This window comes from Paenibacillus sp. NFR01 (assembly GCF_900111565.1).
Lineage (GTDB): Bacteria > Bacillota > Bacilli > Paenibacillales > Paenibacillaceae > Paenibacillus_AQ.
This window is the reverse complement of the sequence record NZ_FOIK01000001.1, coordinates 874,469-898,878: the sequence shown is the minus strand read 5'-3', so window position 1 is coordinate 898,878 and position 24,410 is coordinate 874,469. Positions and strand designations below refer to the sequence as shown.

General features: G+C 55.9%; 28 protein-coding genes and 1 pseudogene. 5 read left to right on the top strand and 24 right to left on the bottom strand.

The features are described 5' to 3' along the window. Positions 1 to 968: pseudogene (locus tag BMW84_RS25005) on the bottom strand (collagen-like triple helix repeat-containing protein); the annotation flags it as partial. Positions 969 to 1,201: 233 nt separating this feature from the next. Between BMW84_RS25005 and BMW84_RS04020 the strand changes: the two are divergent. Continuing rightward, positions 1,202 to 1,747, top strand: a complete 546-nt coding sequence (locus BMW84_RS04020) for a flavin reductase family protein (protein ID WP_091064715.1) — start codon at positions 1,202 to 1,204, stop codon at positions 1,745 to 1,747. Between the two features lie 72 nt (positions 1,748 to 1,819). On the opposite strand, the gene BMW84_RS04015 is transcribed toward BMW84_RS04020, so the two are convergent. Together BMW84_RS04015 and BMW84_RS04010 are read right to left on the bottom strand one after the other, a co-directional pair. Next, a complete protein-coding gene (locus tag BMW84_RS04015; protein WP_091068045.1) occupies positions 1,820 to 2,194 on the bottom strand; it encodes a DUF488 domain-containing protein in 375 nt (124 codons plus the stop codon). A 49-nt stretch (positions 2,195 to 2,243) separates the two neighbouring features. Beyond that, the gene (locus BMW84_RS04010; protein WP_091064713.1) at positions 2,244 to 2,732 is read right to left on the bottom strand and encodes a GNAT family N-acetyltransferase; all 489 of its coding nucleotides are present in this window, start codon (positions 2,730 to 2,732) and stop codon (positions 2,244 to 2,246) included. Between the two features lie 136 nt (positions 2,733 to 2,868). Between BMW84_RS04010 and BMW84_RS04005 the strand changes: the two genes are divergently transcribed. Beyond that, the gene (locus tag BMW84_RS04005; protein ID WP_091064711.1) at positions 2,869 to 3,495 is read left to right on the top strand and encodes a P-loop nucleotide/nucleoside kinase family protein; all 627 of its coding nucleotides are present in this window, start codon (positions 2,869 to 2,871) and stop codon (positions 3,493 to 3,495) included. Positions 3,496 to 3,559: 64 nt separating this feature from the next. Continuing rightward, entirely contained in the window at positions 3,560 to 4,213 is a 654-nt protein-coding gene (locus tag BMW84_RS04000; RefSeq protein WP_254772856.1) for an acetylglutamate kinase, read from the top strand. 60 nt (positions 4,214 to 4,273) lie between these two features. Here BMW84_RS04000 and BMW84_RS03995 read toward each other — a convergent pair whose 3' ends face one another. The 5 genes from BMW84_RS03995 to nirB form a co-directional block, all read right to left on the bottom strand. After that, positions 4,274 to 4,594, bottom strand: coding sequence for an iron-sulfur cluster biosynthesis family protein (locus BMW84_RS03995; protein WP_091064708.1), 321 nt, complete (start codon positions 4,592 to 4,594; stop codon positions 4,274 to 4,276). A gap of 135 nt (positions 4,595 to 4,729) precedes the next feature. Next, positions 4,730 to 5,497 (bottom strand): uroporphyrinogen-III C-methyltransferase, encoded by a 768-nt coding sequence (cobA, locus tag BMW84_RS03990; RefSeq protein WP_091064706.1) that lies wholly within the window; start codon positions 5,495 to 5,497, stop codon positions 4,730 to 4,732. Then, complete coding sequence (locus BMW84_RS03985) at positions 5,494 to 6,366, bottom strand: formate/nitrite transporter family protein (RefSeq protein ID WP_091064703.1); 873 nt, start codon at positions 6,364 to 6,366, stop codon at positions 5,494 to 5,496. The genes cobA and BMW84_RS03985 overlap by 4 nt, the downstream gene beginning before the upstream one ends. A 31-nt stretch (positions 6,367 to 6,397) precedes the next feature. Further along, positions 6,398 to 6,709 (bottom strand): nitrite reductase small subunit NirD, encoded by a 312-nt coding sequence (gene nirD / locus BMW84_RS03980; protein ID WP_091068041.1) that lies wholly within the window; start codon positions 6,707 to 6,709, stop codon positions 6,398 to 6,400. 18 nt (positions 6,710 to 6,727) lie between these two features. Next, positions 6,728 to 9,157, bottom strand: a complete 2,430-nt coding sequence (nirB, locus tag BMW84_RS03975) for a nitrite reductase large subunit NirB (protein WP_091064701.1) — start codon at positions 9,155 to 9,157, stop codon at positions 6,728 to 6,730. A 309-nt stretch (positions 9,158 to 9,466) separates the two neighbouring features. Between nirB and BMW84_RS03970 the strand changes: the two genes are divergently transcribed. Further along, complete coding sequence (locus BMW84_RS03970; protein WP_091064699.1) at positions 9,467 to 10,063, top strand: ANTAR domain-containing response regulator; 597 nt, start codon at positions 9,467 to 9,469, stop codon at positions 10,061 to 10,063. Positions 10,064 to 10,075: 12 nt separating this feature from the next. Continuing rightward, positions 10,076 to 11,122, top strand: a complete 1,047-nt coding sequence (locus BMW84_RS03965) for an anthranilate phosphoribosyltransferase (RefSeq protein ID WP_091064697.1) — start codon at positions 10,076 to 10,078, stop codon at positions 11,120 to 11,122. A 104-nt stretch (positions 11,123 to 11,226) separates the two neighbouring features. On the opposite strand, the gene BMW84_RS03960 is transcribed toward BMW84_RS03965, so the two are convergent. From BMW84_RS03960 to BMW84_RS03895, 16 genes are all read right to left on the bottom strand, one after another. Then, positions 11,227 to 11,730, bottom strand: a complete 504-nt coding sequence (locus BMW84_RS03960) for a DMT family transporter (RefSeq protein ID WP_091064695.1) — start codon at positions 11,728 to 11,730, stop codon at positions 11,227 to 11,229. Positions 11,731 to 11,748: 18 nt separating this feature from the next. Then, positions 11,749 to 12,174, bottom strand: coding sequence for a DMT family transporter (locus tag BMW84_RS03955; protein ID WP_091064693.1), 426 nt, complete (start codon positions 12,172 to 12,174; stop codon positions 11,749 to 11,751). Positions 12,175 to 12,318: 144 nt separating this feature from the next. Further along, positions 12,319 to 12,723: an NUDIX hydrolase gene (locus BMW84_RS03950; protein WP_091064690.1), complete on the bottom strand. Its 405-nt coding sequence runs from the start codon at positions 12,721 to 12,723 to the stop codon at positions 12,319 to 12,321. A gap of 3 nt (positions 12,724 to 12,726) precedes the next feature. After that, positions 12,727 to 14,712: a GTP-binding protein gene (locus BMW84_RS03945; protein ID WP_091064689.1), complete on the bottom strand. Its 1,986-nt coding sequence runs from the start codon at positions 14,710 to 14,712 to the stop codon at positions 12,727 to 12,729. Positions 14,713 to 14,724: 12 nt separating this feature from the next. Next, entirely contained in the window at positions 14,725 to 15,708 is a 984-nt protein-coding gene (locus BMW84_RS03940; protein WP_091064686.1) for an aldo/keto reductase, read from the bottom strand. A 159-nt stretch (positions 15,709 to 15,867) separates the two neighbouring features. Further along, positions 15,868 to 17,046, bottom strand: a complete 1,179-nt coding sequence (locus BMW84_RS03935; protein WP_091064684.1) for an alanyl-tRNA editing protein — start codon at positions 17,044 to 17,046, stop codon at positions 15,868 to 15,870. Beyond that, positions 17,039 to 17,335, bottom strand: a complete 297-nt coding sequence (locus BMW84_RS03930; protein WP_368086703.1) for a GNAT family N-acetyltransferase — start codon at positions 17,333 to 17,335, stop codon at positions 17,039 to 17,041. The genes BMW84_RS03935 and BMW84_RS03930 overlap by 8 nt, the downstream gene beginning before the upstream one ends. Continuing rightward, positions 17,301 to 17,492, bottom strand: coding sequence for a hypothetical protein (locus BMW84_RS25205; protein ID WP_368086702.1), 192 nt, complete (start codon positions 17,490 to 17,492; stop codon positions 17,301 to 17,303). The genes BMW84_RS03930 and BMW84_RS25205 overlap by 35 nt, the downstream gene beginning before the upstream one ends. Positions 17,493 to 17,507: 15 nt before the next feature. Continuing rightward, complete coding sequence (locus BMW84_RS03925; protein ID WP_091064683.1) at positions 17,508 to 18,272, bottom strand: TSUP family transporter; 765 nt, start codon at positions 18,270 to 18,272, stop codon at positions 17,508 to 17,510. A 94-nt stretch (positions 18,273 to 18,366) separates the two neighbouring features. Then, entirely contained in the window at positions 18,367 to 18,543 is a 177-nt protein-coding gene (locus BMW84_RS24660; protein ID WP_175498661.1) for a hypothetical protein, read from the bottom strand. 84 nt (positions 18,544 to 18,627) lie between these two features. Beyond that, the gene (locus BMW84_RS03920) at positions 18,628 to 19,347 is read right to left on the bottom strand and encodes a YebC/PmpR family DNA-binding transcriptional regulator (RefSeq protein WP_091064680.1); all 720 of its coding nucleotides are present in this window, start codon (positions 19,345 to 19,347) and stop codon (positions 18,628 to 18,630) included. A gap of 79 nt (positions 19,348 to 19,426) precedes the next feature. Continuing rightward, positions 19,427 to 20,530, bottom strand: a complete 1,104-nt coding sequence (locus BMW84_RS03915; protein ID WP_091064678.1) for a 5-methyltetrahydropteroyltriglutamate--homocysteine S-methyltransferase — start codon at positions 20,528 to 20,530, stop codon at positions 19,427 to 19,429. Between the two features lie 15 nt (positions 20,531 to 20,545). Continuing rightward, positions 20,546 to 21,478: a LysR family transcriptional regulator gene (locus BMW84_RS03910; RefSeq protein ID WP_091064675.1), complete on the bottom strand. Its 933-nt coding sequence runs from the start codon at positions 21,476 to 21,478 to the stop codon at positions 20,546 to 20,548. A gap of 20 nt (positions 21,479 to 21,498) precedes the next feature. Continuing rightward, entirely contained in the window at positions 21,499 to 22,617 is a 1,119-nt protein-coding gene (locus tag BMW84_RS03905) for a phosphodiester glycosidase family protein (protein WP_091064673.1), read from the bottom strand. 183 nt (positions 22,618 to 22,800) lie between these two features. Further along, the gene (locus BMW84_RS03900) at positions 22,801 to 23,634 is read right to left on the bottom strand and encodes an aldo/keto reductase (protein ID WP_091064671.1); all 834 of its coding nucleotides are present in this window, start codon (positions 23,632 to 23,634) and stop codon (positions 22,801 to 22,803) included. 153 nt (positions 23,635 to 23,787) lie between these two features. Then, positions 23,788 to 24,390, bottom strand: a complete 603-nt coding sequence (locus BMW84_RS03895) for a GNAT family N-acetyltransferase (RefSeq protein WP_254772932.1) — start codon at positions 24,388 to 24,390, stop codon at positions 23,788 to 23,790. Between the last annotated feature and the right edge of the window lie 20 nt (positions 24,391 to 24,410).

The window sequence follows — 24,410 nt, the reverse complement described above, 5'->3', positions numbered from 1 at the left end:
GCTCCTGTCGCTCCAGCGTCGCCCGTTGCTCCGGTTGCTCCTGTCGCTCCTGTGTCGCCTGTGGCTCCGGTTGCGCCTGTCGCACCTGCGTCGCCGGTTGCTCCTGTTGCGCCTGTCGCACCTGCGTCGCCCGTTGCTCCCGTTGCGCCTGTCGCCCCTGCGTCGCTTGTTGCTCCCGTTGCGCCTGTCGCACCTGGGTCGCCCGTTGCTCCCGTTGCGCCTGTCGCCCCAGCGTCGCCTGTGGCTCCGGTTGCTCCTGTCGCTCCAGCGTCGCCCGTTGCTCCGGTTGCTCCTGTCGCTCCTCTGTCGCCTGTCGCACCTGCGTCGCCTGTTGCTCCCGTTGCGCCTGTCGCACCTTCGTCGCCGGTTGCTCCCGTTACTCCTGTCGCACCTGCGTCGCCCGTGGCTCCCGTTGCACCTGGGTCGCCGGTTGCTCCGGTCGCACCTGCGTCGCCCGTTGCTCCGGTTGCTCCTGTCGCTCCTGTCGCTCCTGTCACACCTGCGTCGCCTGTTGCTCCAGTTGCACCTGTCGCCCCAGCATTACCGGTGGCACCCGTTACTCCAGTCACACCTGTCGCTCCGGTTGCTCCTGTAGGACCGGCTACTTCGGCATTTATTCCTGCCATTTCCGCGGATACAATCCGATGCGCAGCAATCAGATCACCGTTGCTGTTTTTTCCCCAAAAAGATATGCGGAGCGGATCGTCGCCCGTACCATTGGATGTTTCGAACGAAAATTCAAACGCATCCAGATTGGCAAAATAGTTCAACTGAACGACCTGATCCGGCGCTACATTGATTTGCTCGCTGACATACAAATTACGCGTCGTCGTAATGAAGTAGCCCTGAATCAGAACCATAGCCGGGATGCTGCTGCTTTGATTCTCAATTCTGACGGTCACCGTCTGCGTCGGCCGCTGCCCGCCCGACATACTGTTATCAATAGGGCCAGTTGTTAAAAACGTCACGCCAACCTCTCCTTTCTATTCTATTTCCATGAATCTAGCAATGTTTTGAGCGGATTCATGACATAATATATGAATATTCCAGCCGAATCGGACGGGATTGGACATTGCGTAAATCTTTTCAAATCTCGTAACTTTTCCGCAGATTCTCCGGAAGTGATTCTGGTCACCCGCCTGCTTTTTCGATCTGCGATATGCTTTTGATGCAAAAAGAACATCGCGGGAGGATCACGGATATGGAAAAAGTAGCTGTCGATTACGAAAAAATGTACTATGGCTTTCCGGCCATTCTCATCAGTTTTTACGATGTGAACGGAACGCCGAATGTGACCACCATCTCCTCGTCCTATACGCTGAGAGACATGGTCGCGCTGGGCTTTAACAGCAAAGGTTATGCGGTGAATCAGATCAAGGCAGTCAAGGATTTTGTCATCAATGTTCCGGACCGAACGCTCTCTACGGCCGTTGAGTTTTGCGGTACGCATACCGGATATGAGCAAAGCAAGTTTGACAGCCTGGAGCTGACCCCGGTAAAATCGCCGAACGTCAACGCGCCGGCCATCAAGGAATGCCCGATCACGATTGAATGCACGCTGACCGAAGCTTATGAACGTGAGCCGTTCAAAGGAATCATCAATGTGGTGGCTCAAATCAAAGGACGTTATGTGGCCAAACATTTGCTGGACGAAAACGGCCGTCTCGAGCTATCCGGGCTTGACAACATCATTTATGCCGGCGATGGTAAGGTGCGCGGATTTCGGTACTTGCAGGCATCGGTATAATCCATACATATAGAAAAAGAATAGCCGGACCCCTCATGCATATAAGCAGAGCGGACCGGCTATTTTCATGCTTTATTTATGTTTAATGTAGTTAATCAGCCACGTTCGAAGTACAATCGCATGATTGTGCTCCGGGTCTTTGGCAGCATAGAGAAGCGTAACGGGTTCTGTATGCGAACGTTCTGCCAGAAGTTCTGCAAGCGACAAGGCGTTAGCATTCGTATCCAGCTCCTGCGCGTATTGTAACGCGAACACTTCAAACCGTTCGGGTTGATGGCAGAACCACTGCCTCAGTTCCGGACTCGGTGCGAGCTCCTTCATCCATTCGTCGATCGCCGCCCGTTCGCGGCTGACGCCGCGAGGCCAAAGACGGTCCACCAGCACGCGCCTGCCGTCCGTCGCTTCCGTCGGATCATAGATCCGTTTGATCCGGACCCTTTCTTTCATATCCGGTTCACCGTGATTGCTCTGTGTAACCATGCAGCACCCTGCTTTCTTAACCTTCCGGATGGTGTAAGTTCTTGATATACCACGCGTCACAGGCGAAGTGCTCTGAGCCTTCAAGCGGCGCCTGCATGGGTGCGAAGCCATGTTTCAAGTAAAACCGGTTGGCCGCTGCCATTGTCTGCAGCGTTTCCAGGTAACATTGCCGGTAATGCTGGCTCGCAAAGGTCTCAGCCGTAGAGAGCAGTTTGGCAGCGATGCCAGTCCCGCGTAACCGGGTGGACAAATACATTTTCTGCAGCTCGCAGACGTTATCCGAATCTGCAAACGGCGCAATCCCGCAGCCGCCTAGCACTTCGCCGTCTTGTTCCGCGATCCAATAGGCATAACCATGCTTATCTGCATAATAGCCATATAAATCGCTCATGCTCGGGTCTGCCCAGGCTAACCCCTCCCGGTTGCCGCCGAACTCAATCAGGCATTCGCGGATAATCCGCTCAATGGCTGCATTGTCATCCTTTCGGATGGGTCTGATGAACATAAGGTTTTCCGCCTCCACCACTTTTATCCCGTGTAATATTTTAGTACATTAAATATAGCATATTTTCTTCGCCGTCTTGGACAAAAAGATGATACGATAAAGTTGCCGACTATTACAAGGAACAGGAGACCGTACAATGAACAAACTAGTATTTTTTCTCGGACCGGCGGGAGCAGGCAAGACCACGCTTGCCAAAATCGTCGCTCCGCGCCGGAAAGCGGCCTTTTTCGATATGGATGTGTTGATGCGCCCGGCTGCAGATATTATTATGACCATGCACGGCTTTGATCCGGAGGACCGTGATTCCGCCAACTATAAGCGGCTGTGCCGGGATTTGGGCTACCGTCTGACGATGGATGCCGCCCTGGACAATCTTGCGATTGGACTCGACGCTTTTGTCGTTGGACCTTTTACCAAAGAAGCGGCCGATCCGGACTGGATCGCGGCGGAGCTGGCCAAGATCGGGCAGTCGCTGGACACGATAGAAGTTAAAGTGGTTATCGTCATGCTGGAGAACGAGCAGCTGTTCCGGGAGCGGATTGCCGCACGGGCATCCAAACTGGATGAATGGAAATTCAAGAATTGGGAGCAGTTTAAAAAAGCGCTCAACGAGCGCAGCGTCAATTGGCCGATTCCCAAAGACTTTGTCCTTCGGATCGACAACTCGTCTCCTGAGGTCGGGAAGACCGCGCAACGCGTAGAAGATTTCATTTACGGTGAAAAAACATGGACCGAACAGGCTGATTTCAGCTTTCAGCGATAACCGTAAGGGCGGATTTACCATAAGATAAGGCATACTGATACCTGTGACAGGAGGATTTCCATTCATGTATCCTTATCAAAGCTACACTTCCATGCTGCACGGCATGCCGCAAATGTGGCCTACGCCTTGTCCCGCTGCCCCCTCGGCTGGAATCGATTGTTTGAGCAGGGCCCACGTCGAATTTGCCAACCATATACGCATGCTCTGGGAGCAGCACGTAGCTTGGACGCGGCTGGCGATCGTCAGTATCGTCTTCGGACTGCCCGATACGCAGGCGACCGTCGCCCGGCTGCTGCAAAATGCGCCCGATATGGGTGCGGCGCTGAAGCCTTTTTATGGCCAGCAGGCGGCGGACACGTATGCCGGTCTCATCAAAGCGCATCTGACGATCGCCGCCGAGCTGGTTCAGGCAGCCAAAGCCAAAGATACGGCCCAGACGAATGACGCCCGCACCCGCTGGTACGCGAACGCCGACCAATTTATCGATTTTCTGGACCGCACAATTTACCGGTTTCCGAAGGAAGAGTTCCGCAAGATGTTCTACCATCATCTGGCGATGACCGAAGCCGAGGCCGTAACCATGCTTAGCGGCGACTACGCGGCAAGCATTAAGCAATACGACCAGATCGAACGTGAGGCCCTTGAGATGGCCAATCTGATCTCGCACGCCATCATCCGGCAATTTCCGCAGGTGTTTACGCCCGGAATCCGCCGGTGAACGCCAAACGCCGTCCTTCCGGCAAGCGGAGGGCGGCGTTTTTTTGCGCTGCAGATGGAATTATTGACGTTTATCGGTTACGCGGACATTGCTGCCGAACAACGTGGAATCACTGCTTACCTTGAAGGAAGGATAATTCTCCTCCGCCTGTAGGCGCATCACATCGTCAAACAACGATTCTTGCTGGCGGTCGCAGACGAACGGATACGGTTCTTCCTGAAAGCGGATATCGGTCGCCAGCGGTTCATCGACGATTTGAATTGCAAGTACGCCGTTGCAGCCGCAGTCCTCTGTATCGTAAAAGATTTTAAACACCCCGGGTTTGCCGGCGAGGTGATCTTCAAGCCGGCTGAGGGTCAGCGGGTCCAGTTCAATATGCATGGCAGATTCTCTCCTTTGAAGTGCTGAGGATGCGCTATTCTTCCTATATTATGAAGCAAGTATAGCGCGCACTTCAACTGTTGCCGTGTGACGGGAGTCACTTTTTGTGATGAAGGTCACATCGGCCGCATGCGTTTACCCAATATGCGAATACGCCGTTTGCTGCAGAGCGAGCAGCTGTCCGCGGATATTGACGACCTCTCCGACGACGATCAATGCCGGATTGCCGATGCGCATTGCCGCCGCCAGCTTCTCGATATTCTCCAGCATACCGGTCACCGTGCGTTCCCGGTCGGTCGTCCCGTTCTCGATCAGCGCAACCGGCGTGCGGCCAGCTTTGCCATGCTTCATTAGCTCCCGGCAAATCTCACCGAGCCTGCTCATTCCCATATAAATGACCAGCGTGTCAACACCTTTGGCCAGCGCTTCCCAGTCAACCGGAGCGCCGTGCTCATTGCAGCGGCTGCCGGTGACAAAAGCGACGGAAGCTGCCGTTCCGCGGTGCGTAAGCGGTATCCCGACGGATGCGGCCGCTCCGATTGCCGAGGATATACCCGGAATTACTTCATAAGGAATTCCGGCCGCCGCTGCCGCGAGTGCCTCTTCACCGCCTCTCCCGAAGATGAACGGGTCGCCGCCTTTCAGCCGCACGACTTGTTGCCCGGCCAACGCGAACTCCAGCATCAGTGCTTCCGTCGCGGCCTGCGGCATGGAATGCCGTCCAGGCGCTTTCCCGCAATAGATGCGCTTGGCTTCCGGCCGGGCAAACTCAAGCAATCCGGGATGGATCAGCCGGTCATACAGGATTACGTCCGCTGATTCGATGCACCGCATCGCTTTGACGGTAATCAGCTCAGGGTCGCCCGGTCCGGCGCCGACGATGGTGATGTTTCCCGTCCTCATAGGCTTTTCTCCAGCGCCGGTGTGCGGCCGGATACCGGCAGATCCTCAGCAATCGTCGCACGTGCGCCATTTAAACCGCCGGCAAGCGCCCCTTTATGTGAGAGATACAGAAGAAGCCCGGTAAAGAGCAGCCCCCCGGCAAGGTTGCCAAGCAGCACCGGAATGCCGTTCCAGACCCACCAGTCGGCAAAGCTGACCTGTGCTCCAAGCATCATGCCTGCCGGGATGACGAAGAAATTGACAACCGTATGTTCAAAGCCTTGCGCGAAGAAGGTCAGAATCGGCAGCCACATGGCGACGATTTTGCCTAGCGTCGACTTGGAGGTCATCGCCAGCACCGCCCCGAGGGTAACCATCCAGTTGCACAAGATGGCTTTGATAAAAGCGAGCAGCATGCCTTCCCCGCCAAGTGCCTGATAAGCCGTTGTCTTGGCTTCGCTATTGGAAATCAGCGTTTGAATTAAGGGGTTGGACATATCGGTGCCCATCTTGGTGAGCGTTAAGCCATACAGTGCCGCGTAAGCGGCACAGCCCAGCAGATGCCCGACGATGACCCAGAAGAAGTGGCGCAGCATTTTTCCGGAGGTTGTTTTCTTCTCCAACACGGCCAGCGGCACAAGCGCGAAACTGCCGGTGACCAGCTCCAGCCCAAGCAGAATGATCATTACAAATCCGACGGGAAACAGGATGGCCCCGACAATCGGCAGCTTGGTCTGTGCCGCCGCCGTATAAGCCAACGTTGTCGCGCAGGCCAGGATGGCCCCGCCGAGCGCGCCGCGCACCAGCATTTGTCCGATGGACAGCTCCGCTTTATTCCGCCCCGCTTCAATCATGGAAGACAGCACTTCACCCGGTTTTACATAATCCATTCCAATTCCTCCATTTCGTCTATTGGGTTTGTTACAGGGTCAAATAAATGCTGCCGTTGCTTTCGTTCACCTCAACCTCAAAGGTACGGACATGCCCGGTGTCCGGCGCCTGCACATCGCCGCTGGCCAGGTCGATGCGCCAGTCATGCAGCGGGCAGTGGACCTGCCGGCCGCAGACCATGCCCTCCGACAGCGCTCCGCCTTTATGCGGGCATTTATTCTCGATGGCCAGCACTTCCCCGCTGCTTAAGCGGAACAGCGCCACCTCCAGCTCGCCGATCTGGATTTTACGCGAGCCTTGCCGGTCGATCTCTGCAATGTTGCCGATTAGAAGTTTGGTCATTGTCATGTGATTTCCCCCTTATACCGTCTCCGTCTGCCGGATCGTCTCGAAATTTTTCCGCAGCTCCGGTTCGTTGATGATTTGCTTCCAAGGATCGGACGTCAGGCTCAGCGTCTTCTCGATCCGCTCTTTCAACGCCTGCCGCTCTTCAGGGGATTCCAGCGCCGCTTTGATGTGATCCAGGCCCACCCGCTCGATCCACTGTGCCGTACGTTCATTCCACGCGGCTGTCTCGCGGTAGTATTGCAGGAACGCCGACGCCCATTCGAGCACCTCGTCATCGGTCTTCACGACGCAGAGCAAATCGGTTGCCCGGACATGTACCCCGCCGTTGCCGCCGACATGGAGCTCCCAGCCGCCGTCGATGGCGACGACGCCGAAATCCTTGATTGTCGCTTCCGCGCAGTTCCGTGGGCAGCCCGAGACGGCAAGCTTAACCTTGGCCGGCGTATTCAACCGCTCGAAGGCCTGCTCCAGACGGATGCCCATCCCGATGGAGTCCTGTGTGCCAAACCGGCAGAAGGTGGAGCCGACACAGGTTTTGACCGTCCGCAGGGTTTTGCCGTAAGCGTGGCCGGAAGGCATGTCGAGCTCCTCCCAGATGTTCGGCAGATCCTCCTTTTTGACTCCAAGCAGGTCCAATCGTTGTCCGCCGGTAAACTTGACCATGGGTACATCGTATTTGGCGGCGACTTCGGCGATCTTGATCAGCTCCGCCGGCGAAGTCACGCCGCCATAAATTCTCGGTACAACGGAATAGGTGCCATCCTTCTGGATATTGGCGTGATAACGTTCATTGGTAAAGCGCGACTCCTTCTCGTCCGCATACTCCTCCGGCCACAGCATGCCGAGATAATAGTTTAGGGAAGGGCGGCATTTCGAGCAGCCTTCGGCATTGCTCCAATCCAGCACATGCATAACTTCCTTGATCGTCTTCAGTTCCATCCGTTTGATCTCCGCCACGATCTCGTCCCGGCTGAGCGTCGTACAGCCGCATATGCCCTCTTTGACCGTCACCCGGTTGTCGCCGGCATACAGCTCCAGAAGCTCTTCCACCAGCGGTTTACAGCCGCCGCAGGAAGCGGAGGCTTTGGTGCAGGCTTTAATCTGGCCGACGCTGGTGCAGCCACCGGTTTGGATCGCATCGGCGATCACGGCTTTGGAGACGCCGTTGCAGCCGCAGATGATTTCATCGTCGGCCATCTCTTTAACCCTGCTGCCTTTTGGTGCCGTTCCTGCCTGAGCCGAAAACCCGAGCAGCAATTCTTTTTCCCTTCCGGCGACGGGTTCGCCTTTCTTAATCAGCGAGAATAGCATGGCTCCGTCGGCCGTGTCGCCGAACAGCACCGCACCGATCAGCTTATCGTCCCGGATCACGAGTTTCTTGTATACGCCGTCGATTTCGTCCTGATATCGAAGCGCCCGGGTTCCCGGCTGCTCGGTAAATTGTCCGCCTGAGAATACATCGACGCCCGAAACTTTAAGTTTGGTCGACGTCACCGAGCCGCCGTATCCCTCCGTTACCGCACCCGCCAGGCGTTTGGCCAGAACCGCACCTTGCTCATACAGCGGCGCGACCAGCCCGTAAGCAATGCCGCGATGCTCCGCGCATTCTCCCACCGCATATATTCCGGGAATGCTGGTCTCCATATAATCGTTGACGACAATGCCTCGGTTGACCGAAATTCCGGCTTCCTTGGCGAGCTCCACGTTCGGCTTGATGCCGACTGCCATGACGATGAGGTCCGCTTCGGCCGTATCGCCGTCCGAGAAGCGCAGCCCGCGCACTCTTTTTTTGCCGAGAATGGCTTCGGATTGCTTGCTCAGCAGAAATTTCATTCCTTGCGCTTCCAGCTCCTTGCGCAGCATATTCGCCGCGGTTTCATCGAGTTGGCGTTCCATGATGTATGGATGAAGATGAACGACCGACACCTCCATCCCAAGATGCAGCAATCCCCGCGCCGCCTCCAGCCCCAGCAATCCTCCGCCGATGACCAGTGCTTTCTTATATTTCTGTGCCGCCTCCTGCATCCGTTCGCAATCCTTAATATCACGGAAAGCGATAACGCCTTCCTTCTCAGCGCCGGGAATCGGCAGCATAAACGGATTGGAGCCGGTCGCCAGGATCAGCTCGTCGTATTCGGCTGCTATGCCCTGGTCGGAATAGACGATGCGGGCTTCCCGATCGATGCGGCTCACCTGGTGCCCGGTATGAAGCGTAATCCCGTTGCCGGCATACCAATCGAGATCGTTAATGATAATTTCTTCCATGCTTGAACCGCCGGCCAGTACGGAAGACAACATGATTCGGTTGTAGTTCGGATACGGCTCCGCGCCGAAAATTGTGATTTCGTAAGCCTCGGGCGCCAGTTTAAGAAGATGCTCAACCGTGCGTACCCCAGCCATTCCATTACCGACAAGAACGAGTTTTTTGCGCTTAGCCGTCATTTTTATCTCTCTCCTCTCCATGGGTGGAACACAAAAAGCCCGCTCTCCATCCGCCGGAGAACAGACCGTTCCCGGAACCGATGTGAAAGCAGGCGCCATTGCCGCTTCAATGCGAATACGCCGTTGTATCCGCTTGAGATTGATTAGGTTAATCCGAATATACAACAGACCGGAGCATACGTCAATAATTGTGACATATAAATTTTTATACATTAAAATCATCGACAAAACATCGGATTATGTGTTATATAATATTACATCATTGGTACCCGATAGCGGTTCTGCTTTCGGATAAAGGAGCGTCCATCTATGCATTCGCTGTTAGTTATTGATCCATGGATAACAGAGAATTTAACGGAAGCGCGCTCTTCGGACAGTCCCGGACGAATCCTGAGTTCCTGCGGGTACGTCATTCATACCGCCGTCTCCATGGACGAAGCGCTGGCACTGCTTCAGGATGCGGATGCCTCGATCCTACATCTGCCGATGTCGGAGTTGACGGTCTGGAGGACGCGGCTGCAGCTTCGCAAAATCGCGCCGGTCTTCTGGTGGTGCACGCCCCGCAGCTCGACCCTGTCCGTCAGCGACTGCCATGAACAGGTCATGGTGGACGGGATTTTATCTCCGGCCATGCTTCCTCCCGAAATCCACTGGATTCTGCACTTCGGGGCCAGGCAATGCTTCGAACGCCAGCAATGGCTGAAGGAGCGCGAGCAGCTGCTCTCCCGTATGGAGGAGCGGAAATGGATAGATTTGGCTAAGGGCATTTTATCCAAAACGAAAAATATCAGCGAATCTGAGGCCTACGACCTGCTGCGCAAACAAGCGATGAACGAACGCAAGCGGTTAGTCGATGTAGCGACCTCCATCGTGAAGGTCTATCAATTGCTGCAGGATCAAACTTAAGGAGAAACGCCCATGATCAATATTCTAAAAGAAGTGGCCCGGGGTAAACGCGGCGCCCGCGATTTGAGTTATGAAGAGGCGGAAACGGCTGCCGAGGCGATTCTCTCCGGAAAAGCTTCGCCGGTGCAGATCGGCGGCTTCCTGATCGCCGAGCGGATGAAGCTTGAGAGCATCGAAGAGCTGGAGGCTTTTGTAATGGTATGCCGCAAACATGCGTACCGCACGCCGCTCCAGCAAGGCCTGGACTGCGCCGGTCCATATGACGGGCGCACCCGTTCGTTCGTCGCCACGTTCCCGGCGGCGTTCCTGCTGGCGGCGGCCGGACTGCCCGTGACGCTGCACGGCACGGCGGGACTGCCGCCGAAATGGGGCGTGACGCTGCCCGATATCATCGGGGCGTCCGGCTTGGAGCCGGCGGGCCTCACCCGGGAGGCGGCCGCGGAAGCGGCGCGGGCCAGCGGAGTGCTGTTCGCCCGCCTGGAGGAATGGTGCCCGCCGCTCGGCGCGCTGCACCCGCTGCGCGCGGACCTCGGGATGCGTACCATCTTCAATACCGCGGAGAAGCTGATCGACTACGCCTGCTCGCCGTCCCTGGTCATCGGAATTTTTCATAATACGGTGTTCGACCGCATTTCCCGGCTGATCGTCAAGCTCGGCTACCGGAACGCGCTGGTCGTGCAAGGCGTCGAAGGCTCGGAGGATCTGCATATCGATCGCCCGAACCGGGTATACCGCATCAGCGGCGGCGAAGCGGAGCTGGACATCATCGACCCCGAAGCGCTGGGTCTCGACACCGAGGTTCCGGAGCTGGAGTGGGACGCCAAGCGGCAGCTGGAGATGGCCGAAGCTGTGCTGCAGGGGGGCGGACATACCGCCTTTTATCATCAGACGCTGCTCAATGCCGCCGCGCGGCTGCATATGGCGGGACATGTGCCCTCCATCGAAGAAGGCGTCTACCTGTGCAAAGACTTGCTCGACCGCGGGATGGCATGGGAAACCTACGGAAAATGGCGCAGCTCCCTGTTAGGCTGCAAAAGCGTATCGCTCGGTCCGGTTTAACCTGCAGTCAGATCAGGGCAACCAAAAAGGGATCTTTCCGAATGCCACCCAGGCGAAACGGAGAGATCCCTTTTTATAAGTTCAGCATAATAGGGGTTAAATATTTACGCCGATTGATCGGCACGCAGCATATGATTTTCCGGCTCGCGTTTAGCCGCCTTTTGCTCTGCACGGTTCCCGCCAAGCTTGAAGACCAGAATGCCGCCGACGATCACGAGCACGCCGATCCCCTGATTCCACGAGAACGGAACCTTGGACAATCCCAGCCAGCCCAGTGAATCAAACAGCAGTGCGAATCCAAGCTGCGAGGTCAGGACAATGGCAATCGCGTACGTTGCGCCCAGCATTTTCGTAGCCTGGACGAGGCAGATCACGACGCCTACGCCGATAATGCCGCTGAACCAATACCACGGTTGCATATGGCGCAGCGTAAACATATTCGTACCCTCCAACAGCAGTCCCATCACAGCCGAAGCGGCGAAGCCCATGCCCAGCACCAGCGTCGTGGTGGCCCATTTTCCGGTATGATCATTCACTTTGCTGTTAAAAATATTTTGCAGGCTGACCAGCGCTCCCGCGGTCAAAGCCAGAATTAATCCCGTCAACATCTCCCGTAACCTCCTTCGTTATAACTTCAGTATAATGACCCCCATGATCATAAGCCCGATGCCGACAAAATGCGGCAAATGCATCTTCTGGCGGGCAACGCCGAACCAGCCCCGGCTGTCGATAATAAAGGTCAGCAGCAGCTGCGCGATCAGCAGCGCCGCGATGCTGAAGGTTACGCCGATCTTCTGGATCGCCGTCACTTCTCCGAAAATGATGAATGCGGCCAGCGCCCCGCCGAATAAATACAGCGGTTTGGCTTGTTTGAAGCCCTTTGGTTTAGCGTCCCGGACGAACAACAGAATCAGCAGCGAAAGCACGAAACCCGTGAATTGGGTAATCGTAGCCGCTTGCCATGTGCCGATATCCTGGCTGATCCGCGCATTGGCTACCCCTTGCAGCGTGATGCACGCACCGCCTAAAAATGCAAAAATAATTCCTTTCATGTTGTCGCTCTCCCTTATTTATCTCTCGAATTCATTTAACCGGATATCGGCCGATCCGTGAAGGACATATGTCCTAAATTGAAAAATGGGGTTTTTGCGCACAAAAAAAAGCCTTTAGCCGCTCAGGGCCAAAGGCTTTGGTTCTTAATGCAGTAAATCCAGTTCGTGCAGCCGGTCAAAAATCAGCTGACTCACCGCAGAGACACGCTCCCGGTCGCTGTAAGAGAGCCAGGCCAATTCCGCAATCTCCGACGCAGGCTCCAGTGTGCCGCTGTATTCCGCAGTCAGGCATGTCATCTTGACGGCGACGCCTTCGGCTTTGCCGTGGGCGGCCGCTTCGAACACGCCGAAAGGCTTGATCGTGTCCGGCTCAATCCGGACCGTCAGCTCCTCTTCAATCTCGCGGATCAGCGTCTGTTCGTCGGTTTCGCCGGGTTCTCTTTTTCCGCCCGGAAAATAGTAGGTCTCCTTGCCCGCCGAGCGTGCACCGAGCACCTTGCTGTCCCGGAGATGGATCCAGGCGATTTTATCGATTACCGTTAAACTCATAGCTTATGCCTCCCTTCGGTGATGAACCGGCAACCCGCGTACTTCAATGTGCATGTGCTTCTCCGCCTCATCCCACGGCACGGCGTATCCCTGGCCCTTTGAGCAAAAAATCGAAGAAGAGCTGTACAGCGGGTCGGCGTTCTTATTGTAGTTTTTGCGTGCGATCACTTCATCGGCCTGATGGCAAGGCTCATAACCCGCCATGCGAAGCGTTAACACACCTTTGCCCTGGCTGATTGCAGCTAACCGGACCGGGTAATCCATAAATGTTGCGACCGGCGCTTGTCCGTAGAGGACAGCGGTGCTCCCATGAATTTCCGGCGGCCCGAACCGGCCGTACGCCTGCTGGACATCGGTCATGACTTTGCCCAGCAAATCGCTGTCGATGCGGATCGTAAAGTCATAGACCGGTTCAAGCAAAATATTCTCCGTCCGTTCCAGCCCCTGCCGCAGCGCGCGAAGCGCCGCCTCACGGAAATCGCCGCCATGCGTATGCTTGTTATGCGCCCTACCGGTCAACAGCGTGATCTGCAAATCGGTCAACGGTGAGCCGGTCAAGAGGCCGTGATGCCCGTCCTCCAGCAAGTATTGCCCGATTTGGTTCTGATAGCCGGTTGCGAGATCGTCGGCATGGCATTCATTCTTGAATACGACACCGCTCCCCCGTTCTCCCGGCTCCAGAAGCACATGTACCTCCGCGTAATGCTTGAGCGGTTCGAAATGACCGCAGCCGATGGCCGGCGCAGCGATGGTCTCCATGTACAGGATTTCCGGAGCCCCAAAAGTCACGGCTAAGCCAAAGCGCTCCTTCACGACTTGCTCCAGCACCTCGAGCTGAATCCGGCCCATGATGCGCAGATGCAGTTCCTGCAGGCTTTCGTCCCAATTTACGCGCAAGGACGGGTCTTCCGCCCCGAGAAGCTGAAACGCGCGGAGCACCTCTTTCAGATGGACCGGCGGTTCAAACTCCACCTTGGAGAGCAGTGCCGGTGCCAGTCCTCCGCCGACCCGGCCGGAAAGCGCTCCAACACCTTCGCCCGGTACTGCCACAGACAAGCCGGTTACGGCAAACAGCTCGCCGGCTGTCACTTCGCCTACTTCGCTGAAACGGGAGCCGCTGTATTTGCGGATACTGGTGATTTTCTCCTCCAGCTGTGATTCAGCATCCCCGTAATTCAATTCTTCCCTAGTCCGCAGCGATCCTTGCAGCGCCTTGATGAACGTAATCCGGGTCCCGTTGTCGTCATGGCGAATTTTGTACACCCGGCCGGCGAACGGACCCGATGTTGTATAGTCCGTATGTGTCAGCAGATTCACAACATCCAAAAACGCAGCGATGCCGTCATCCTGCAGCGCCGAGCCGGTCAGGCAAGGAAAGATTCTGCCTTGGCCGAAGCCTTGCTTCAAGGCAGCTTGCCAGCGTTCATCCGACACCGAGCCTTCCAGATAGTCTTCGAGCAGCGCGTCATCCCGCTCCGCCATAAATTGCTTTAATTCTTCCGGTAACGGATCGTCCAAGCTGCGCGCCAGCAAAACGGCGTCGGCGCTCAGCTTGGCGCGGATTTCTGTAAGCACCCGCTCCGCATCCGCGCCGGTACGGTCCATTTTGTTGATGAAGATCATGGTCGGAATGCGATAGCGGCGCAGCAGTTGCCATACCGTCTCCGTGTGGCTTTCAACGCCTTCCGCGGCGCTGACGATCAACACGGCAACATCCAGTACCAGCAGCGCCCGCTCCATCTCCGAGGAGAAATCGATATGCCCCGGTGTATCCAGCAGGAAGTACCGATTCCCGCCATAGACGAATTCCGCCTGATCGGCAAAGATGGTGATGCCCCGGGCTTTTTCAAGTTCATGGGTATCCAGATGGGTATCCCGGTGATCTACGCGCCCCCGGCTGCGGATGGCGCTCGTATGGTACAGCAGCTGCTCGGCAAAGGTCGTTTTTCCGGCATCGACATGCGCGAGCAGGCCAAGCGTTATGTTCATTCTGCGTAGTCCTTACACGCCGCCGCGGATATGCGGAGCGACTTCCTCTTCATAAAATCGGCCGAGCTGCGCCATTTCCGCTTCCGTAAACGAAGGCGTTTCCGCGGAAGCCAGGTTGTCCGTCACTTGTGCTTCGTTCTTGAAGCCCGGAATGATGCAGCTCACCGCCGGATGATCGAGCAACCAGCGCATGGAAGCGCGGGCCATATTGCCGCGGCCATCGGCAATCCATTCCAGCTTGCGGGCGAGTTCGACGCCTTTGGCGAACGGCAGCCCCGCGAAGGTCTCCCCTACGTTAAACGCCTCTCCGTTCGCGTTGTAGCTCCGGTGGTCGTTCGCAGCAAAGGTGCTGTTCTCGCTGAATTTGCCGGTCAACAGCCCGCTTGCCAGCGGCAGCCGGACAAGAATGCCGACGCCCTGCTCCAGTGCCCGGGGGAGCAATTCCTGTGCCGGCTGCTGCCGGAACAGGTTGAAGATCACCTGGAGCGACTGTACGCCGGGATAGTTCAGGCAGAGCAAGCCCTCTTCGATCGTCTCCACGCTGACGCCGTAATGGCGGATTTTACCTTCGGCCTTGAGCTGATCGAGTACCCCGAACACGCTGCCATCACGCAGGATTTCGATCGGCGGGCAGTGAATCTGGTACACGTCGATCGCTTCCCGCTGCAAGCGGCGAAGACTCGCCTCGCAAAATTCGGTTACGGCACGTTTGGAATAAGTCTCCGGATCATGGATGTCTCCCGCGCGGCAGAACTTGGTGGCGATGCGGATCTGGTCTTCTTTGCCTTTGGTGGCTTTCGCCAGCAATTCTTCTGCGTGCCCGCCGCCATAGACGTCCGCCGTATCAAAGAAGTTTACGCCTTGCTCCATGGCCAGCTGCAGTCCCTTTAAGCCGTCTTCGTCCCGGCTCATGCCCCAATCGCCGCCGATCGCCCATGTGCCAAAACTGACCTCGCTGACCTCGAAACCGGTGTTGCCCAGCTTGCGATATTTCATCTGAAATTCCTCCCAGGATCTATTGATATTATGTAAGCCATTTCAATTCTATTATGGGCAATTTGCGCCCGGCCGTCCAGCACAGCGCCGTACTCGCCGCCGTGCCGCTGCCGCTTACTTATTTAAACTCGAAATCGGACGTTCATGCCTGCTTCCTGTTCAACTAACAATTGCCCGCTTCGCCTGCTCATAAAATCCCAGAGCGGCTTCCCAGGACGGGAAGCCGGCTTGGGCAAGCTTGTCGCTGCCGCCGCCCTTGCCTTGAAACGCGCCAAGCTCGGCCTTGAAGAACGCGCCGCAGGAGAAGCCTGCCTTGCCGCTGTGGGCCAGTACCGCCTTGTTCTCGGCGGCGGACACCAGCAGCACCGGCAGGTCGGTCAGCGCCGTCAGCTTCGCGGCCAGGCTTTGCAACTCTTTGAGCGGCTTTGCCTCAAAGATGTCGCTGACCAAGGCGCTGTCTGGTTCCAGCGCCGCCAGTAGCTCCTGCGCCAAATACCCGTCGTTGCTGTCCTTGAGCGCGGCGAGCTCCAGCTCCAGGCGCTTCTGCTCCTGCTCTCCTTTTTCGATCCGGTCGATGATCTCATCCTTGCCGGTGTTGTACTTTGCCGAGAGGACGCCGAGAATCCGCGACTGGTCGTTGAACTCGCACAGCGCGCGCCCTCCGCATTTAAACGTGATCCGGATGTTGCCCTTCTGCTTATCCGAGCGCAGCAGCTTGATTATGCCGATGGCCCCGGTCGCCGATACATGCGTGCCGCCGCAGGCATTGTATTCCACGTCCTCAGTCTCCACAATTCGGAAATTTTCCGTAACTTTAGGCTGCTTGGCCAGTGGCAGGCGGGCCATTTCCTCTTCGCTGACAAAATAACTGCGGATCGCGTGGTTCACATAGATGTGCCGGTTCACTTCGGCCTCTACGGCCTGAAATTGCTCCGCGCTTAGCTCTGCACATCCGATATCGATTGTCGCAATCTCCGTTCCGAGATGAAAACTCAGCGTCGGCGCGTCCAGCATGTCGCGGATTACCGCTGACAGTAAATGCTGCCCGCTATGCTGCTGCATATGGTCGAATCGCCGCTCCCAATCTATGTTACATTGGACCGTGCCGCTTGCCGGCATCGCTTCTACTTTATGCAGTACTTCGTCATTCTCCAAGATGACGTCCAGCACCGCTGCGCCGCCGATTTCACCCAGATCGCAGGGCTGACCGCCGCCATGGGGGTAAAACGCCGTCTCGGCCAGCGTCACATACAGCCCGTCCTCCCGCTGCTCGCTGCCGGTAACGGAGGTCTCCCACTCTGTCGTATAAGCCGATTCGTAATACAGTTTCCTAGTCATTGCTGTCCCTCCCATTGGTGATACCCGGTTCTTCGGATGCGCCAAGCCGGCGCTCCATAATGACGTAGTCCTTGCCGCCTTTGGCAAAGGTCTGACCGGTCGAAGCCAGTCCGAATTTCTTGTAAAACTCCGCCTTGTTCGTTCTGGCGTTGCAATAGATCCGCGTTGCCCCGGCTTCCCCCGCCGCTTCCAGCACGTGGTTCAGCAGACGGGTGCCATACCCTTTTCCCTGTTCGGCCGTTGCGGTCGCGAATTTACGGAAATGGGCATCGCTTCCTTCCTTGAACAAGGAGACGACGGATATCAGCCGTTTCTCCGTCCATCAGACCGTAATGCGCCGCGCTTTCGTCGCCCTCTATGCGCACATATTCAGGCTCCTTGTCCGGCCACATGACCTCATGCCTGAGCTGCCATGCCGCTTCCTTGGAGACCAGCCGAATGTCCATCGTTGCTTCCACTCCTTAATGCATCAAATCCCATAGCTGCTTGCCGATTAAGATCATCGTCACCGTAATGAATAACGGGCGGATGTAAGCCGCTCCCTTACGAATCGCAATGCGCGAGCCGACGAGCGCCCCGATCACCATCGGGATGCCCAGCAGTAAGCCGTACGCGTAATGGACGGAGCCGACTGCAATAAAGGTAAATAAACTGGAAATGTTGCTGGCAAAATTCAGCACCTTGGCATTTCCGGCCGCCGTCACGAATTCAAAGCCCATCAGCAGAAAGGCAAAGATCAGGAACGACCCTGTTCCCGGCCCGAAAAAGCCGTCATAGAAGCCGATGACCAGCGCAACGAGCATGCCGATCAGCTGTATTTTGGTGCTGCGGCCGCTGTAGGTGGAGACATCACCCCATGACTTTTTGAACAACGTATAGATCGTGATCGCAATCAGCATGACGATGACCAGCGGCTTCAGGAATTCTGAAGGCACCTGGCGCACGGTCAACGCTCCGGCCACCGCACCGATAACGGATAATGGCACCAGTAGCCGGACGGAACGAAAGTCGATTTTTCCCGAACGTAAAAAAGAAGCCGTGCTGGTCATCGAGCATAATGTGCCCGCCAGCTTATTGCTGCCGAGCAGCAGATGCACGGGAATGCCTGCCGCCAGCAGTGCAGGAATGCTGATCAGCCCGCCACCGCCGACGACGGAGTCGATCAGCCCGGCCAAAAATCCGCATACCAATAAAATCAGAACAATGCCTGTACTCATATGATCCATCTTCCGTAAAACTCCCTGCTATGTATTCATGGCTATCATGGCTAGCTTTTTGGGCTTAAGAAAAAAACGGCGGAGACTCCGCCGTTTCTGTGTGCTACTTGTACCGGTTTTCTTCGGTTTTCTTATACGTCGTTTTGTCGTCGCGCAGCGCTTCCTTGCGGACATCAAGCTTCTTCTGTCCCATCTGCTGCGCTTCCTGGCTGGTCACTGGCGTATGTTCCAATGCCTCGACGGTATTGATCAGGTTTTTATCCGGATTCACATGCTCCACGGTTGCTACCTCCTCTGGCAAATACTGATGGTTTCAGTATAGTGTGCCAGATGGACGCTGCCTTTATGCGGAAGCGCTGAGGTCCTACTCTTCGGAATCGACGTTGTGGTAGACTTGCTGCACGTCGTCCAGATCTTCCAGGGCATCGATCAGCTTCTCGAACTGAACCGCGCCGTCTTCCGGCAGCGAGACATAGTTCTGCGGCAGCAAGGTCAGCTCGGCCACCGTAAATTCGGTGATGCCGGCGTTCTTGAACGCTTCTTGAACGGCATGGAATTGATCCGGTTCGGCATATACGATCACCGATTCTTCTTCTTCCAGCACATCGCGCACGTCCACATCGGCTTCGATCAGCAGTTCCATGACTTCATCCGCCGATTTGCCTTCCACGCCGATAACGGCCGTCGGATCAAACATGTAGGTTACCGATCCGCTCACGCCCATGTTGCCGCCGTTTTTGCTGAAGGCCGAGCGCACGAGCGGCGCCGTCCGGTTCACGTTGTTGGTCAGCGCGTCGACGACGATCATCGAGCCGTTGGGTCCGAATCCTTCGTAACGGGTCTCGACATAATTCTCATCGCCGCTGCCCTTTGCTTTTTCCAGTGCACGGTCAATGATTGCTTTCGGTACGTTATACGTCTTGGCACGTTCCAGAACGACCTTCAGCGCGCGGTTGGATTCCGGGTCCGGTTCGCCCTTCTTCGCGGCTACATAAATCTCAACGCCGAACTTGGCGTATACCTTACTTGTGTTGGCATCCTTGGACGCCTTCTTCTCTTTAATATTATTCCACTTACGACCCATACGTTTCGCTCGCTTTCTAAGCATAGATTAAAACAATCTTTTCTATTATACCTCTCTGCGGTAGGCTCCGTAAAGTGGCTCAGCACCAGACCTCGCCGGCAACTTCCTTCACCAGCCGCAGCTTGGCCCACTGCTCCTCTTCGGACAGAATATTGCCCTCTTCCGTGGAAGCGAATCCGCATTGCGTGCTGAGGCATAGCTTTTCGATATCTACGAAAGCCGCCGCTTCTTCGATCCGGGCTAGGATCTGCTCTCTGCTCTCCAGACCGCCGTGTTTGGTCGTCACCAGGCCAAGAACCACGAACTGATCCCGAATATGGCGCAGCGGCGTAAAATCTCCGGCCCGTTCATTGTCGTATTCCAGGAAAAAGGCATCCACCCGCGCCTGCCCGAACAGCACTTCGGCGACCGGTTCGTATCCGCCTGCGGCAAACCAGGTCGAGCGGAAATTGCCCCGGCACACATGCAGGGCGATGGTCATATCCGCCGGCCGTTCCTTGATGCTCTCGTTGATCAGCCGGACATAATCCTGCGCCAACCGGTCCGGGTCCGTGCCCCGGCTGCGCAAGTACGTGCGGTGTCTGCCGCTGCAAAGCGAGCCCCAGGTCGTATCGTCAAGCTGCAGATACCGGCAGCCTGCTTCGTAAAAAGCGCGGATTGCCTCGCGGTACACCTTAATAATGTCCTGGTACAACGTCTCCTGGTCCGGATACACGCCGCTTTCGTTATGGTCCTGCACAAAATGGAACAAGGCCGGCGACGGAATCGTCATCTTAGCCAGCGAGTCGCCTGCCAGCGCCTGCAGCCCGAGATAATCCGCAACCATCGGATGCTGCCCGAATTCAATCGGCCGGGCAATCCGGAAGCTCTCCGCTCTTTTGCCGGGATCTGTCCCGTCAAGCGTAATCCGCTCCGTCCCTTGAACGCCCCAGAAGAAGTCCAGATGCCACCAGGAACGGCGGAATTCGCCGTCGGTCACCGCTTGAAGACCAAGCTCTTTTTCATGCTGGATTAGCTCGGCAATTTCCGTGTTTTCGATTTGGCGCAGTTCTGCGGCTGTTATTGTTCCCTCGGCGGCGAGACTGCGGGCGGCTTTGATCGCCGGAGGCCGCAGGAAGCTGCCGACCACCTCGTAACGAAACGGCGGAGATGTGCGGATCGTGCCAACTAATGGACTGCTCATATTTTCCCTCCGCTGTCAGAATAAGAACTGCATGTCATCGAACGAATTCCGCGACACCATGTCATTCAGAATCTCTATGTACTGCGCCATTAAAACGCCGGGTTTGCGGTCCTTGACGGCGATCCAACCCACGGTGAACATTTCTTCGCTGTCAAAAGGAACGGTGACGATTCCCGCCAATTCTCCGCCGCTGCCCAGCACGCCGGTGCCGATCGTAAACGCGTCGCTGCCCAGCAGCAGATGGGAAAGCGTAGCCCGGTCCGACACCTTGATGCTTCTTGCCATCCGGGTAAAGCTCAGCATTTCTTCGGAAAAATGCAGCGCATGCGGATCTTCCTGCTCAAACGTGATATAAGCGAACTCCGAAATATCCGCTTCATTCAGCCGCGTTTTGGCGGCCAGCGGATGGCCGGCGCGCACATAGACATGCGGAAGCGTGTTAAAGAGCGGCGTAAACTTCAGGTTTGCGTCGCTGAACAGTTTGTTCATTACCTTTGAATTGCTGTCGCACAGATACAGTATCCCGAGGTCGCTGCGCATCAGACGGACATCGTCCAGAATCCCGCTGGTTTGCATCTCTTTCAGACTGTAGCTGTACTCCGGATGATTGTTCTCCTTCATCAGCCTGACAAATGCATCCGCGGCAAAGGCGTAATGCTGCGTAGAGACCGAAAAGTATACCGGGCTGCGTTTTTTTCCGTAATACCGGTTCTCCAAGGATTCGGTCTGCTCAATGATTTGCCGGGCATAGCCGAGAAATTCAACGCCGTCTTGCGACAGGCTCATTCCCCGGCTGTTCCGTTCAAATATCGTAATGCCCAGCTCGTTCTCCAGCTCCTTGATCGCATTCGAGAGTGAAGGCTGCGACACGAAGAGCCGCTTGGCCGCTTCGTTCATCGAGCCGCAGCTGGCGATCTCCAGGCAATAGCGAAGCTGCTGCAAGGTCAAGCGGTTTCCCCCTCTGCCCGTTATTTTTTGCCGGCGTCGATTTTGGCCGGATCCAGTCCTTCCCACATGTTCGGAATCACGGCATTCTCCGGATGCTCAAACACCAGGAAGGCGGTCGGCAAATACCGCTCGCCATATTGCGACGATGGTTTATTGACGACATCGTTGTCTTTGACCAGAACGGTGGATGATCCGCCGTCCAGATTGGCGGCAATGACAGCTCCGTGCTTCAGCATAATCTGCTGCACGTCATACAGATTGGCGCCGATGCTGTAGCCCGGCTGTCTGCCGTCAATGACCAGGAACAGCAGCGCGCCGTCCTCGCGTTGGCCCATGGCCGTGCGCGGAGCAATGCCCCAGCCGTCGGCGGCATTCTTGATCAGGCCTTTGCCGTTGACGATGATCCGCGGCTGGAACGATACCGCTTCCTGCACGCCGAGATCGCTGAGTTCCTTCAGCGTATAATTTCCGGCTATCATTTTGCCCTGTTTGTCGAGACCAACGATCTGAGTTGAGTCTTTACCGCCGAGTCCATTATAGCAGACTTTGCCTTGCGAAATGACCAGGCCGATCGGTTTAAATCCGTTGCCCTTCCAGTTCGGGTCGGCAAATCCGCCTCCGTTTACGCCGGCGATCGCCCCGGTACGCTTGACCATGCTGGATACTTTTTCGCCTTTGCCCATTACGGATGTCAGTCCGAGGCGCACCTTGGTCGGATCGCTCACCGTCATCAGGTAGCCTTCGTATCCGGTGCCTCTTACTTTCTCGACCTTGACGAGCGGCGCTGCCGCTTCCTCTGCGGACGGTTTTGCCGGCTGAATGACATGCGTATCTTTTTCATCGCCCATTTGTTCAAAGAGCTTGTTGTACTCGTCGACCCGTGCCTGCAATTCGGCTTCGCCGATAATATATTTCGCCAGATAGCGGTGCTGCGTCGTGATCAGGGTATCGGCAATCAGATAACGCGTATTCTGCCCGGACGGAGCCAGGTACAGCCAGCCGAGGCCGGCGATGATTATCAGGAATAATAGGAAGAACAACCTGGATACGGTGCGAAAAAAACTTCTTTTTTTCTTCCGTTTACGGGACTTTTTCTTGCTCCGGACGGAGGATCGCTGCGGTAATGGTGTTGGTGTCACTTCGGTATTGCCTCCCTAAAGCATGATTCGAAAGACAAGCCTTGTCTCTCTTTCTGTATGATAGACGATTACCGCCGGATAAAAGTTTCGATTTTTTCATACTTGTTTTCATTTTGGCGGATGCAAAAAAGACGCCTGGCGCGGCGAAACCTTGCAGGCGCAGACGTCTTTTGTACAGCGGATTTAGAAATTGAAATTGTCCGGATCCGCGCCGTAGCGCAGGTCACCGTTCAGATCATCGATCCGTTTCATTTCGTCCGAAGACAGCTCGAAATCGTAAATATCGGCATTTTCGATTATTCTCGATTCTGTAACCGATTTAGGAATCGTGACGATGCCGTTCTGCAGATCCCAGCGCAAAATCACCTGGGCCACCGATTTGCCATGGACTGCGGCGATATCCTTCAGCGTTTCGTTATCCAGCAGCCGGCCTTGTCCCAGCGGAGCCCAGGCTTCGATCTGGATGCCGTTGTCTTTACAGAATTGGCGAAGCTGCGGCTGGCTCAGATGAGGATGCAGCTCCACCTGGTTCACCGTCGGCACAACCGAAGCGTCTGCCAACAAGTCCTGCAGATGATGAATCTGGAAGTTGGATACGCCAATTGCCCGGACTTTGCCGCTCGCATATAGTTGCTCCATCGCCTTCCATGTTTCTTTGTATTTATCCTTCACCGGCCAGTGCACCAGATAAAGGTCCACGTAATCCAGGCCAAGCTTATTCAAGCTGGTTTCGAACGCTTCCAGCACGCGGCCTTCCCGCTGATCGGAATTCCATACCTTGGTGGTGATGAACAGTTCTTCGCGCGGCACGCCGGATTCGCGGATCGCTTGTCCCACGCCTTCTTCATTGCCGTATAGCGCAGCGGTATCGATGCTGCGGTAGCCGGCTTGGATTGCCGTCTTAACGGATTCAATGACTTCGTTGCCTTCCTGAACCTTGTACACGCCAAGGCCGAACCAAGGCATCTCCACGCCGTTGTTCAGCGTAGCTTTGGATTGTAGATGAAGCTGACTCATTGGGTTTCCCACCTTATTCATTAGTATCACACATGGACTAGTATAACGCGAAATGACGGATTACCAAAATCCGGCGCTGGCCTTCTCCCTTTTTACCGCCAATCGCTAAAAAACCTTGGAATGCCGGAACACCCGTCATCCCAAGGTTGTGTCTCATACCCTCGCGTATTTAACGTATAACAAATGATGCAGATTCGCTTTGACCGCCGGCCAGTCGTCATCGGTAATGCTGTAGACCACGTTGTCATGCACGGTTCCGTCCGGTGAGATCCGGTGTTTGCGCAGCACGCCTTCCTTAATGGCCCCGATGCGTTCGATCGCCCGTTGGGACCGCAGATTGGTTCCCACAATCGTAAATTCGATGCGGATTAGATCCAGCTCCTCAAAGGCAAACTTCAGCATCCATGCCTTCGCTTCGGTGTTGACCGCCGTCCGCCAGTACGCCGGGCCGATCCAGGTGCAGCCGATTTCGGCGCTGCGATTCTTCAGATCGACGTTCTTGAGACGGCTTGTCCCGGCGATTCGTCCGGAAGCTGCTTCGATCATGACAAAGGGTATCTCCGTCCCCGCCGTCTGATTCGCTAATGCCGTATTCACCAAATCCAGCGCGTCTTCCCGTGAGTTGATTTTCCGCCATGTGAACTCCCAGATCCGCCGGTCGGCCAGCAGCTCCGCAAGCTCCTCGCGATGACGTTCCTCCAGCGGTTCAAGCCGGATGGTTTGACCTTGCAGCATGCGATCATTGCTGTATTTCACGGTCAACGTTGTCACTTCCT

Excerpts from the sequence above, each read along its gene's own strand:
- BMW84_RS03935 (WP_091064684.1), bottom strand. The coding sequence starts at position 17,046 with ATGACTAGGAAACTGTATTACGAATCGGCTTATACGACAGAGTGGGAG.
- BMW84_RS03995 (WP_091064708.1), bottom strand. The coding sequence starts at position 4,594 with ATGCATATTGAACTGGACCCGCTGACCCTCAGCCGGCTTGAAGATCAC.
- BMW84_RS03970 (WP_091064699.1), top strand. The coding sequence starts at position 9,467 with ATGCATTCGCTGTTAGTTATTGATCCATGGATAACAGAGAATTTAACG.
- BMW84_RS03940 (WP_091064686.1), bottom strand. The coding sequence starts at position 15,708 with ATGAAATATCGCAAGCTGGGCAACACCGGTTTCGAGGTCAGCGAGGTC.
- BMW84_RS03925 (WP_091064683.1), bottom strand. The coding sequence starts at position 18,272 with ATGGATCATATGAGTACAGGCATTGTTCTGATTTTATTGGTATGCGGA.
- cobA (WP_091064706.1), bottom strand. The coding sequence starts at position 5,497 with ATGAGGACGGGAAACATCACCATCGTCGGCGCCGGACCGGGCGACCCT.
- BMW84_RS03965 (WP_091064697.1), top strand. The coding sequence starts at position 10,076 with ATGATCAATATTCTAAAAGAAGTGGCCCGGGGTAAACGCGGCGCCCGC.
- BMW84_RS03950 (WP_091064690.1), bottom strand. The coding sequence starts at position 12,723 with ATGAGTTTAACGGTAATCGATAAAATCGCCTGGATCCATCTCCGGGAC.
- BMW84_RS04005 (WP_091064711.1), top strand. The coding sequence starts at position 2,869 with ATGAACAAACTAGTATTTTTTCTCGGACCGGCGGGAGCAGGCAAGACC.
- BMW84_RS04015 (WP_091068045.1), bottom strand. The coding sequence starts at position 2,194 with ATGAAAGAAAGGGTCCGGATCAAACGGATCTATGATCCGACGGAAGCG.
- BMW84_RS03955 (WP_091064693.1), bottom strand. The coding sequence starts at position 12,174 with ATGAAAGGAATTATTTTTGCATTTTTAGGCGGTGCGTGCATCACGCTG.
- nirB (WP_091064701.1), bottom strand. The coding sequence starts at position 9,157 with ATGACGGCTAAGCGCAAAAAACTCGTTCTTGTCGGTAATGGAATGGCT.
- BMW84_RS25205 (WP_368086702.1), bottom strand. The coding sequence starts at position 17,492 with ATGGACATTCGGCTGGTCTCCAAGGAAGCGGCATGGCAGCTCAGGCAT.
- BMW84_RS03945 (WP_091064689.1), bottom strand. The coding sequence starts at position 14,712 with ATGAACATAACGCTTGGCCTGCTCGCGCATGTCGATGCCGGAAAAACG.
- BMW84_RS03920 (WP_091064680.1), bottom strand. The coding sequence starts at position 19,347 with ATGGGTCGTAAGTGGAATAATATTAAAGAGAAGAAGGCGTCCAAGGAT.
- BMW84_RS03900 (WP_091064671.1), bottom strand. The coding sequence starts at position 23,634 with ATGAGTCAGCTTCATCTACAATCCAAAGCTACGCTGAACAACGGCGTG.
- BMW84_RS04000 (WP_254772856.1), top strand. The coding sequence starts at position 3,560 with ATGTATCCTTATCAAAGCTACACTTCCATGCTGCACGGCATGCCGCAA.
- BMW84_RS03915 (WP_091064678.1), bottom strand. The coding sequence starts at position 20,530 with ATGAGCAGTCCATTAGTTGGCACGATCCGCACATCTCCGCCGTTTCGT.
- BMW84_RS04010 (WP_091064713.1), bottom strand. The coding sequence starts at position 2,732 with ATGTTCATCAGACCCATCCGAAAGGATGACAATGCAGCCATTGAGCGG.
- nirD (WP_091068041.1), bottom strand. The coding sequence starts at position 6,709 with ATGACCAAACTTCTAATCGGCAACATTGCAGAGATCGACCGGCAAGGC.
- BMW84_RS03985 (WP_091064703.1), bottom strand. The coding sequence starts at position 6,366 with ATGGATTATGTAAAACCGGGTGAAGTGCTGTCTTCCATGATTGAAGCG.
- BMW84_RS03960 (WP_091064695.1), bottom strand. The coding sequence starts at position 11,730 with ATGTTGACGGGATTAATTCTGGCTTTGACCGCGGGAGCGCTGGTCAGC.
- BMW84_RS04020 (WP_091064715.1), top strand. The coding sequence starts at position 1,202 with ATGGAAAAAGTAGCTGTCGATTACGAAAAAATGTACTATGGCTTTCCG.